This window comes from Streptomyces acidiscabies (assembly GCF_020010905.1).
Classification (GTDB): domain Bacteria; phylum Actinomycetota; class Actinomycetes; order Streptomycetales; family Streptomycetaceae; genus Streptomyces; species Streptomyces acidiscabies.
Genome location: NZ_JAGJBY010000001.1, coordinates 5,884,200 through 5,894,306, shown reverse-complemented (window position 1 = coordinate 5,894,306; position 10,107 = coordinate 5,884,200). Strand labels below are relative to the sequence as shown.

The 10,107-nt window shown below is 68.2% G+C and carries 10 protein-coding genes and 1 pseudogene; 7 read left to right on the top strand and 4 right to left on the bottom strand.

Annotated features, from left to right (window positions below):
• Positions 1–54 precede the first annotated feature (54 nt).
• The 7 genes from J8M50_RS50535 (at position 55) to J8M50_RS26910 (ending at position 5,628) form a co-directional block, all read left to right on the top strand.
• The gene (locus tag J8M50_RS50535; protein WP_223786338.1) at positions 55–138 is read left to right on the top strand and encodes a helicase associated domain-containing protein; all 84 of its coding nucleotides are present in this window, start codon (positions 55–57) and stop codon (positions 136–138) included.
• Positions 129–464 (top strand): hypothetical protein, encoded by a 336-nt coding sequence (locus J8M50_RS26935; RefSeq protein WP_010359908.1) that lies wholly within the window; start codon positions 129–131, stop codon positions 462–464. Before J8M50_RS50535 ends, J8M50_RS26935 begins: the two co-directional genes overlap by 10 nt.
• 449 nt (positions 465–913) lie before the next feature.
• On the top strand, positions 914–1,276 hold the full coding sequence (locus tag J8M50_RS26930; protein WP_029184609.1) for a hypothetical protein: 363 nt from the start codon (positions 914–916) through the stop codon (positions 1,274–1,276).
• Between the two features lie 790 nt (positions 1,277–2,066).
• Positions 2,067–3,227 (top strand): cellulose-binding domain-containing protein, encoded by a 1,161-nt coding sequence (locus tag J8M50_RS26925; protein ID WP_040838512.1) that lies wholly within the window; start codon positions 2,067–2,069, stop codon positions 3,225–3,227.
• Positions 3,228–3,439: 212 nt separating this feature from the next.
• A complete protein-coding gene (locus J8M50_RS26920; protein WP_010359902.1) occupies positions 3,440–4,915 on the top strand; it encodes a cellulase family glycosylhydrolase in 1,476 nt (491 codons plus the stop codon).
• A gap of 57 nt (positions 4,916–4,972) precedes the next feature.
• Entirely contained in the window at positions 4,973–5,146 is a 174-nt protein-coding gene (locus J8M50_RS26915) for a hypothetical protein (RefSeq protein ID WP_010359900.1), read from the top strand.
• 290 nt (positions 5,147–5,436) lie between these two features.
• Positions 5,437–5,628: a hypothetical protein gene (locus J8M50_RS26910; RefSeq protein ID WP_141655660.1), complete on the top strand. Its 192-nt coding sequence runs from the start codon at positions 5,437–5,439 to the stop codon at positions 5,626–5,628.
• A gap of 610 nt (positions 5,629–6,238) precedes the next feature.
• On the opposite strand, the pseudogene J8M50_RS26905 reads toward J8M50_RS26910, so the two are convergent.
• From J8M50_RS26905 to tap, 4 genes and pseudogenes are all read right to left on the bottom strand, one after another.
• Positions 6,239–6,541: pseudogene (locus tag J8M50_RS26905) on the bottom strand (helix-turn-helix domain-containing protein); the annotation flags it as partial.
• Positions 6,542–6,855: 314 nt separating this feature from the next.
• On the bottom strand, positions 6,856–7,248 hold the full coding sequence (locus J8M50_RS26900) for a hypothetical protein (protein ID WP_010359893.1): 393 nt from the start codon (positions 7,246–7,248) through the stop codon (positions 6,856–6,858).
• Between the two features lie 94 nt (positions 7,249–7,342).
• Entirely contained in the window at positions 7,343–7,900 is a 558-nt protein-coding gene (gene tpg, locus J8M50_RS26895) for a telomere-protecting terminal protein Tpg (protein ID WP_010359892.1), read from the bottom strand.
• A 6-nt stretch (positions 7,901–7,906) separates the two neighbouring features.
• Positions 7,907–10,102, bottom strand: a complete 2,196-nt coding sequence (tap, locus tag J8M50_RS26890; protein WP_029184606.1) for a telomere-associated protein Tap — start codon at positions 10,100–10,102, stop codon at positions 7,907–7,909.
• Positions 10,103–10,107 lie beyond the last annotated feature (5 nt).

The following is a 10,107-nucleotide window of genomic DNA, read 5'->3' as shown; positions in this document are numbered from 1 at the left end:
AAGAGCGGCGGCAGGGAGGACCAAGAGGAGCGGGAGCTCCGACTCGGCGCATGGATCAACAACCAACGCAGCAGAGCCGCCACCCTCACCCCCGAACGCATCCAACAACTCACCACCATCGGCATGCGATGGACATAAACGGCGTCACCGCCACCGCGCTCGCCGCCGACTACCTACTCGAACGCCTTCGCCCGTGGCAGCGACTGGGCGACCGATCAAACCCGCTTCACTCAGTACCGCCTCGGCCACCGGAGCACCTGCGCCAGATCCCCGCCGACGAGATCCTCGCCCACAACGAACCCGAAGTCGCCCTGACGATCCTGCTGGAGCACTGCGAGCGCAGCACCAAGCGGTGGGAGGCACTCGCCGCCGCCATGACCTTCGACTACAACGACGAGAAGATCACCTTCGGTCAACTCCTCGACTCCCTGGACCTCTCGCTGGCAGAGGCGCAGATGTCCTGACGGGGGCGTCCCGTGGTCCGCCGCGTGCAGGTTGCCGGCCGCCTCCCCGATGCCGGACAGCCGGCCCGAGCCACCCGCCTCCCCCTCCGTTCCCACCCCCTGCCTCGGACAGCACCCAGGCGCGTGGCGTCTTGGACCGGTGGCTGCGTTCGGTACGCCGGAAACGCCCGTGAGGCAGCAAAGATCCCGTCAGGCTTCCCGCGGCACGGTAGGGGCCAGGAACTCACCAGTACCGAGCGACCGCCCGCAGGACCCGATCCGCTGCGTCACCGACGGCAAGGCCTGTGCCCGTACTGCTACCTCCGGATAGCGTGTAGTGCTGCGTAATTACATCGCTACTTGTCGAATCCTGGCTACCCCACGACAATGTGAATAGCCGGACAGCCATTCAGCGCAGACAGGTCAAGGGGGGTCTTGTGATGCACTCGCGCCAAGAGATGGTTCGGCCGGTGACAACCGCACGGCGACGATCAGCGACGGTCGCAGCGGCCCTCACCGCAGCCTGTGCTTTGGGGCTGGCGACCGCAGCACCGGCGAGCGCCGAGGTCAAGTCCACTTGCGGCACCTACATCTGCGTGGCTACCGCCTATCAGGGGCGCGACTACGTCCAGGACATCACCGTCACGACCAGGGACGGACTGCCGGGGACATTGCGCGCCTTCGTAGGCGATTACCGGAACGCCAAGGCTGGCGTGTCGCAGTGGCGGTTCATCGTCAACCGCGAGATCAGGGCGTATCCGCGGTTGGCCATCTGCGGTGGCCTGGATCGCAGCGGCAGAGTGATCGAGAACCACTGCGTACTCATCCCCTGACTGCCCGCTGGTCTCGGTCGGCGCACGTTCTCGTATAGCTGAGGATGCGCGGAGCGACGTCGGTCGTTCAGCAGCAAACAGTTCTTCTCGCCTTCACCGGCCCGGCCGACACAGCCGTGCAACCGGTCCACGCGATGCGGGCTCTCGGGCAGGCCGCCGTCGGCGGCGCGTTCGAGGTTGAGGTGCGTGCGGGGCGCGACCGCCGTAAATCGCCCACGCAGCCGGCTCCTCGGTGAAGCCCGTCCAGTAGTCGTGCTCGTAGCCGATCGGGCTCTTTCAGCCGCACACGCTGTGTAGTCGGTGTGCGTTGTAGAAGCCGGTGATCCAGCTGGCAATCTTCAGCCGGGCCTCGGCACGGGTGGTGAAGGCGTGCCGGTGGACGTACTGAACCTGTAGCGGCACCAAGCAGAGGCCGAACCCCAACCGACTCCACCCCCTGTCCGGGCGGGGCACACTCCCAGCCCGGACACGGCGAAAACTCCGACGGGAACGCGACCTCTTGTCAGGGTCATGGCCCTCTTCTACAGTCCCGGATACGGAGACTATGGGAGCGCTCCCACAAGAAGGTGCTCCAGCGCTCACTCTCCTCACTCCGAAAGCAGTCCCACACGAACGTCACGGCGCCCCGTCACGAAGAAGGCGGATCCCCACATGCGGCTTCTTTCGATCCACCGCTCGCCCGCCCGAAAGCGCATTGCTGTGTGGGGCATGACGCTCAACGGCGACGACCGAGACCTCGGCACACTCCTCTGCACCACGTCCTGACTCCCGCGAGAGAGTGATCATGGCCATGACTTCATTACGCGTGCGCCACCACCGGCTGCCCCTGTGGGCATTGGTGCTGACCGTGGTGGCGGTTGCCCTTCCCGCCGTCGCGACGTCGCGCGCACAGGGCGCGCCGACGGGCTGCACGGTCACGTACACCACCAACGAGTGGGCCGGCGGCTTCACCGCCCAGATCCGCGTCACGAATCTCGGCGCCGCCCTGAACGGCTGGCGGCTGGAGTGGGCCTACGGCGGCGACCAGCAGATCACGTCCGCCTGGAACGCGCAGGTCACCCAGTCGGGCAGCGCGGCGACTGCCGTGAACGCCGCGCACAATGCCGTGCTCGCCGCCGGCGGGTCCGTGGACTTCGGCCTCCAGGGCACCTGGCGCACCACCGACCCCGCCCCCACCGCTTTCGCCCTGAACGGCGCTCCGTGCGGCGGAACCGCGACTCCCACGCCGACGCCGACGCCGACACCCACGACTCCGGCCGAATGCGTCGGGGCCGGGGCGGCCATCTGCTCCGACTTCGAGGACCAGACCGGGACCGTGCCCTCGGGCAACTGGCAGATCACGGCACCCGACTGCCAGGGAACGGGGAAGGTCGTTGTCGACACGTCCGTCGCCTACAGCGGCACCAGGTCGCTGCGCGTCGACGGCGGCGCCGGCTACTGCAACCACGTCTTCGCAGCCTCCACCCGTGATCTGTCCTCCGTCGGGCCCGTGGTGTACGTGCGGATGCGGGTCCGGCACACCACCGCCCTGCCCATCAGCCACGTCACTTTCGTGTCCATGCCGGACGCCTCGCAGGGCGGCAAGGCGCTGCGCGTCGGCGGGCAGAACGGCGCGCTGCAGTGGAACCGCGAGAGCGACGACGCGACGCTGCCGGAACAGAGCCCGGCGGGTGTCGCGCTCAGCACCCCGCTGGCGACCGGCCGGTGGCTGTGCCTGCGGTACCAGATCGACACCACCGCCCAGTCCATGCGCACCTGGGTCGACGACCAGGAGATCGCCGGACTGCACGTGGACGGGGTACCGACCCAGAACGTCGACGGGCAGTGGCTCGCCCGCAGGACCCTTCCCCGCCCCACCGGCCTGCGCCTGGGCTGGGAGAGCTACGGCACCGGGGACGACACCCTCTGGTTCGACGACGTGGCCCTGGGCTCCTCACCGATCGGCTGCTGATGCCCGCGTGGGATCCGTCGGGAAGACAGGACCTGAACGCGCGACAGTTGTTGATTCCTTGATCCGTACGGCACGCAGTACCCGCCTGGTGGACCGGTCAGCTGCAGGCCCTCGGCCTGGGCCGGGCTCACCAGCTCGTCGATCAGCTGGGTATCGAGCTCATCGATCCCTTACGGCAACGAGGAGATCAAGTGAAACGTCGTCACGCCTTAATGGCCACCGGTGCCGCCGGTGCACTGATCCTGGGTGGCCTTGCCGTCGCCACCCTGCCCGCATCGGCAGCCGCCACCGGCTGCTCGGTCGTGTACAAGGTGCAGAGCGAATGGCCGGGAGGGTTCACCGCGGACCTGGCCATCACCAATCTCGGCTCCCCCGTGCGAGGGTGGACCGCGACGTTCGACTTCCCGGACTCCGACCAGAAGGTCACCAACGGCTGGAGCGCCACCTGGGCACAGTCCGGCACCCACGTGTCCGCCACCGACCTCGGCTGGAACGCAACGCTGGACACCGGCGGGTCGGCGTCCATCGGGTTCAACGGCGCGTGGAAGGGCGCCAATCCGCAACCCGCATCGGTTGCGCTCAACGGCGTGACCTGTACCGGCTCGGTGACATCCCCGACCCCCAGCCCCACCACCACACCGACCGGCGGTCCCAGCGGTCCGGCCCCGGAGCTGAAGGTTTCCGGCAACACGATCGTCACCGCGAGCGGCAAGCCGTACCGGCTGCTGGGCGTGGACCGCTCCAGCGGTGAGTACGCGTGTGTTCAGGGCAAGGGCCTGTGGGACGGCGGTCCGGTCGACCAGGCTTCCGTCGACGCGATGAAGACCTGGAACATCCACGCGGTACGTGTGCCGTTGAACGAGGAATGCTGGCTCGGACTCAACGGCTCGCCCAAGGGGACCGCTTACCAGCAGGGCGTCAAAGATTACGTCGACCTGCTGGTCGCCAATGGCATCACCCCGATCCTCGACCTGCACTGGACGCGGGGCGCCTATACCAACGGGCCGGACTGGCACTGCAAGGACGCCACCGCGACCTGCCAAAAACCCATGCCGGACGCGCAGTACTCCCCCCAGTTCTGGACCGGTGTCGCAGGCGCCTTCAAGGGCAATGACGCCGTCGTCCTCGATCTGTTCAACGAGCCGTACCCGGAGATCGCCGCCGACTGGGACAAGACCGTCGGCTGGCAGTGCTGGCGCGACGGCGGCACCTGCACGGGCCTCCCGTACGAGACGGCTGGCATGCAGGACCTGGTCGACGCGGTCCGGGCCACCGGCGCGACCAACGTCCTCATGCTGGGCGGCCTTGAGTGGGCCAACGACATGCGCGAGTGGCTGACGCACATGCCGAACGACCCGCTGAACAACATTGCCGCGTCATGGCATGCGTACAGCTTCAACGCCTGTGCGACGGTGTCCTGCTGGGACAGTCAAGTCGCGCCGCTCGCCCAGCACGTGCCCGTCGTCATCGGTGAATTCGGCCAGGACAACTGCGGTTTCGACTACATGCAACAGTTGGTCAACTGGGCCGATGCGCACGCCATGAGTTATCTCGCGTGGACCTGGAACCCCTGGGGATGCAGCAGTGGTGGCGTGCTCATCAAGGACTGGGCGGGCACCCCCGAACCCGGCGTCGGAGAGGGTCTGAGGGCCCACCTGATCAGCCAAGACCCCTACCCGACCCCATAACCGAGTGCCCAGGTTCTCGCCCGGGTCGTCGACGGCGCACCGGCTGGTGCGGAGATCGTGCTGGCCGGTGTCTGCCTGCGCCCCGACACGATCGACCCCGGGGTGGTGGTCGGCAGGGAGCTGGACATGTACGGGCCGTTCGGCAGCAGCCAGGGTGAGTACCGCCAGACGTTGCGCGGCATCGCCGAGGGCCGGATCGACGTCGGCACCTTCACCGCCCTCCTCACCTGACCGCCACGCGATGGCCTTGCCGCGCTCAACCACTTGCGCTTGCCAGACCTGAACCCTTCCCGACATGCCCTCCTGCGGCAGAAGTGCCGCGACACCCTGTGGGCACTCCTGGCCGGCGCCGCCCTCCCGCACGCCGCTGCCCCAAGACCACACCCCAGGCGAAGGAGTTCGCCAAACCGGCCGCCGTGCCGGGATCCCACCGCCCGATGGAGTCATTGCGTGAACCACCCGTTCTGTCCCCGCTCGCACACTGCCCCCCTCTCCCCGGGGCGCTGGGCCCGACTCAGGCGTTGATTCTGCTGGTCGTGTTCCTCACGCTCGGCACTCTGCTGTTCCATGAGGGGACGCCGGTCGGTGACATCCTTGCCCTGCTTGGTGGCTGCGGTGCCACCGGCGCAGGCACTCTTGCGCTCGCCGGCGGCGGGCGCCGCCTGATTGCCGTCCTGGCCGAGGCCGCGATCCGCTCCGGTGTGGGCAGGTAGGCGCCCGGCATGCCCTCCCCCAACCTCACCGCACACGCCCCCTATGCCCCGCTCGCTGCGCATCTGGCCACGCTGCGCAAAAACGCGCGGCTCAGCCAGCGCGCTCTCGCTGTAGCACCATCCAGAACGCCGAGTTTGGTACCTCGGCTCCGTCCCTGGCCGTCCTCGACGCGACCCTCGATGCGTGCCGGGCATCCGATCACGCTCGTCGCAGCGTGCATACCCTGCGAGACTGCGGCCGTACGGTCAGCGCGCCCGCCACCCAGTTCATCTATGGCCGCAGTGCGCAGCTGAGTACTGCCCTGCCTTCCTCGGTTTCCGTCGGCCAGAGCACGCCGTCGTTGTTCGCGCACTGCCTCAGCCACTCCTCCAGTGGAGGCAGTTCCTCAACGTGACGGGCTTCATCGATGATCGCCATGAGGGGGGACTGCTTGCGGATCCAGCACGCGGCGTACTGCACCTCGCGACCGAAACTCGATCGCCGAGAAGTGGCGATCTGGTTGTACCGCGTCGTAAGACCTCTCTGGAGGTCATCAAGCAGGCGCACGTGGACCGTCCTTCTCCTTGTCAGCAAACCTCTTTCATCCTGAATATGTGCAGGTCATCAGGGTGCCTTGATGCGGTCGGTCGGGATGAGTGTGCCGTCGACGATGACGAAGTCTCCTTCGCCCAGTCCGAGCAGGGCCTCGTGGAGGCCCGGTGCCCAGGCGGCCAGGACGTCGAGCGTCTCGTCGACGTAGCGCCATGCCGTCGCCTCCGACACCCCGAACCCGGCGCCGACCTGAGCGAACGTCTCGTTCTTCCGCAGCTGAGCCAGTGCCAGGAGGGCCTGCTTGAAGCAGCTCAACTTCCGCCACGTCGAGCCAAGTTCACGCCTTCGGGTGTAGATGAGCCAGGAGACATGCTCAACCAGCTCGTGCGGGACGAAGCCCCCCGGCCGTCGGCGTGTTGAGTGAGATCACCACACCAACGACGAGGGGCTTCGCCACGTCACCCCACCTGACCAGCCTGTTTCACTCCTCAGACCCCAGGATGAAAGAGGTTCAATGAACCCCTTTCACCCCGCCTCGCTGGGGCCAGCCGGGGCAACGGACGGGAAAGCGGGGTGAGGTGGCGGGGCCGAGAACGTTTCCGCCCCCGCCACCTCACTATAAAGGCGCGGCTTTCCAAGGTCACCTACGGGATGAGAACCCCTGCTCTTCCTCCGGGACCAAGGATTTCCGGAACTTATTCCAGCCAGTCCCCGACAACCCTGTCACCGAGGTTGCACCATGCGGTGCTCCGCTCGGGCGCCCATACGTAGGGGCCGTAGTGGACATAGCGATAGCCTCCCAGCGTCTCGCACCTGATCACCTCGCGGTACCGCCCCGAGTCGCACCAGGAGCTGTTCCCGTAGTGGCCTGCGCTGCCGGTCACCCGCTGCCCCCAACACGCTTGCAGCAGCGCGAGATCGCCGGACGCCGGGACAGCGGCCGACGACGAACCGTTGTCCGCCACAGCGCTGGGTGCGAAGGTCAGCGCACCCCCCAGGACCAGCGCTATCGAAGCCACCGCCCCTGTTATATGGCTCTTGATCATGTAGATCCCCCTGTTGTCGACGCGACGTGTATCCGTCGCCATGGGAATTCCCTTTCGGCGTTCCCCAACATAGGCATCGACCAGAATCGGTTGCCAGCATTTTGAAAATGATGGAAATGTTCCCAGCCCGGCACAACTACAGGTCGATACGGATGTGCGTCACGTCCGTGAACTCCACTCCCAGGCCCGCCGCGCGCGTGTTGTTGTTGCGGAAGTACATCTCCGCCAGCGCGTCTGCGGCGATCGCGCGGAGTTGGTGTTCGTCGGCGCCCGCGTCGCGGGCCGTGAACAGGCGTTGTGCCCAGTGGGGCGGGAGGGCCTGGGTGATGTCGCGGGTGCGGGCGTCGTCCGTCGTGCCGGGGGCCGCAGTGAAACCGAACCGCGCTCGGGTCGAGACGATCACGCCGTCCGTGGACGTCGCCTTCTTCTTCGCTCGGGCGCGGACCTGGGGCTGCCAGCGGTTCCTCACCTCGTGCTCCAGGCGCTCACGCAGATCACGGCGAGGGCGTTTCAGTTTCCCCGCCACGTAACGCTCCACCGTGCGCTGGGAGATGCCTAGCGCCTCGGCTGCGGCTCTGGTGCCCTTGAGCTGTTTCACCAGGTACTTCATCTGGGCCTGGGCGCTCTGGGGGATACGGCGCGTGAACGCCGATTCCAGTGCCGCGTCCAGGCCGTCCCCGACCGAGTCCGTCATCGTCGGCTACTCCCCTTCACCCATGTCGGGAGCCGTCTTGATGAGGTTGGCGAGGTTGAAGACCGTGCCCGCCTCCTCGAACTGCTCCTCGGCCCACAGGACCGTTCTCGTGCCCTGGTGCTTCACCATGCCCGGTGACACGCCGAGGCGGAAACCGCCGGGCAGCGGCTTTCCCTCAACGGTGTGCGGCAGGGCGTCCAGCGGGGACGGGCCCTCGGAGGGGTAGACGACCGCGTCCGTGCCGATCGCCACCGGGTACACGCCGGCCATGGCGGCGGTCTTCAGCAGCTTGCGGTGGATGCCGATGCGCTGGTTCGCGAGTACCGCCGCCCGGATGTCCGGACGCCAGGTCTCCCTCGCGAGCGCGGGCCACGGCTCGTAGTACGGCACCTGGCCCCGGTTGCGCTGGCGCAGCTTGCCGATGCCGCCCTTCGCCGTCGCCTTGACGGCGGTCGCCAGCAGGCCCAGCACCGGGTCGGTGTCCCCGGTACGGGCCATCGCCTCCAGGAACTCCCGGCCCACCAGGTCGGTGGTGACGCCGAGATCCGCCATCGTCGCCACGTAGGCGTCCCGCAGCCGCTTGTACCAGCCGTCCAGGTAACGGCCGGACTGTGTACGGACGTACGCCTCGGTCGGGGCGACCTCGAAACCGAGCTCCACCGCGTACGCGACGGTCGGGGTGGCGTACCAGGCCGGGCCGGCAGGGGGCTCGCCGGACGGAGTGAACGGGGACGGGAGAAGCCCGGCGTCCACACCGTGACCGTCGACCCGTACCCGCGACAGGTCCACGTGGGACAGGTCGACCAGCCACGAACCCGGCAGCGACGGGTCGAACGGCGGGTTGTCCTTCAGGTGGGTCGGGCCGTTCAGGCCGAGCGTGAGACCGTTCGCCGCCGCCGCGAACGACATGTTCACATCGACCGCGACCAGGTAGGAGTTCGCGCACTCCTCGTCGGTCAGCGGGCGGCACCAGTCGTAGGGCTCCTCCATCAGCATCTCCGCGGGCGTGCGCAGGTGATGGCGGGCGAACCTACCCTTCAGCAGCGGGTGTTCGTCCGGCACCTCGCACTCCACCACGTCGTACACAGCGGTCAGCGCGTCCGGGTTGAACGCGCGTTTCCACTCGCCGGTGGCCTCGTCCTTCTCCGCGCGGGTCGGTGGGCGCAGGGCCACCATCAGTTCCAGGCCGGTGACCGCTGTCGTGCCGCGTGGCGTCATCACGCGCTGTGCGTAGGTGCCGAGGTAGCGGGCGAGGTCGGCCGGGTGCATCGTGGGCAGGACCGGGGCGTCCTTGCGGTCCCATTCGCGGACGTCCAGGGCGTTCCAGGCGGGGATGCACACCTGGACGCACTGGCGCCGGGAGCCTTCTGCGGGGCGGTAGATCCGTGCCCATGGGCCGAATCCCCGCTGGGTCAACTGCCAGCCCGCCTTGAGGAGTTGCTTGACCGTCCGGTGGCTGTCCGGGAGCCGTCCGGCGCGCCGTTCCTCCTCCGACAGGGCGGCGGGCAGGCCGTAGCGCTCCAGTGCGGCCAGGGTGAGGACGAGAACCGGGTCGGCGTCGCGGCCGTGGCGGTGCAGGCGGGGCTGGCCGAGGCGGGCCTCGGTCAGCGTCCACTCGATGAGCGCGGGCAGGGAGCGGGCGGGGATGTCCAGGACTAGGCCGCCGACACAGTACGCCGATACCTGGCCGTCCTCGACGTCGACCACGGCCAGCGGGCCGTTCTCGAACCTCGGGTCGGTCGCGGGCTCCGGCGGGGGGGTCTTCCTCGGCGCCTTCTTCGTCTTCGTCGGCTGCCGCGTAGCCGGTCTGGGGGTGCCCGAAGGGGCTTCTACGGCAGCCGGGGCCGTCCTTCGCGTGTCCGGCGCGGGCTCAGGAGCAGTCGTGGGCGGGGGCGCGGCAGTCGTGGCGGGGGCTGCTGTGTCCTTCGCCGGTGCCGTCGAGTCGGGGGCCTCGGGGTACAGCTCCGCGAGTTGCTTGAGCAGCCGGGCGTATCCGTCCCGTTCCGGTGGTCTCGGTTCCGTCCTGCCGGACTCCCAGCCGCCCACCGTCGCTCGGCGTACGCCGAGCGCTCCCGCCACCTCGTCGAGCGTCAGGCCGTGCGCGGTGCGCAGTCGTTTGCGCTCCGCCGGTGCCGGCAGTGCGGACCTCGACGCGACCAATGCATCCACCCGGCCGAACAATCCCGGATCAGACTCAGACACGGACA

What these genes read in the sequence shown, in the direction of transcription:
- J8M50_RS26920 (WP_010359902.1), top strand. Translation starts at nt 3,440, where the DNA reads ATGGCCACCGGTGCCGCCGGTGCACTGATCCTGGGTGGCCTTGCCGTC.
- tpg (WP_010359892.1), bottom strand. Translation starts at nt 7,900, where the DNA reads ATGACGGACTCGGTCGGGGACGGCCTGGACGCGGCACTGGAATCGGCG.
- J8M50_RS26935 (WP_010359908.1), top strand. Translation starts at nt 129, where the DNA reads ATGGACATAAACGGCGTCACCGCCACCGCGCTCGCCGCCGACTACCTA.
- J8M50_RS26900 (WP_010359893.1), bottom strand. Translation starts at nt 7,248, where the DNA reads ATGGCGACGGATACACGTCGCGTCGACAACAGGGGGATCTACATGATC.
- J8M50_RS26925 (WP_040838512.1), top strand. Translation starts at nt 2,067, where the DNA reads ATGACTTCATTACGCGTGCGCCACCACCGGCTGCCCCTGTGGGCATTG.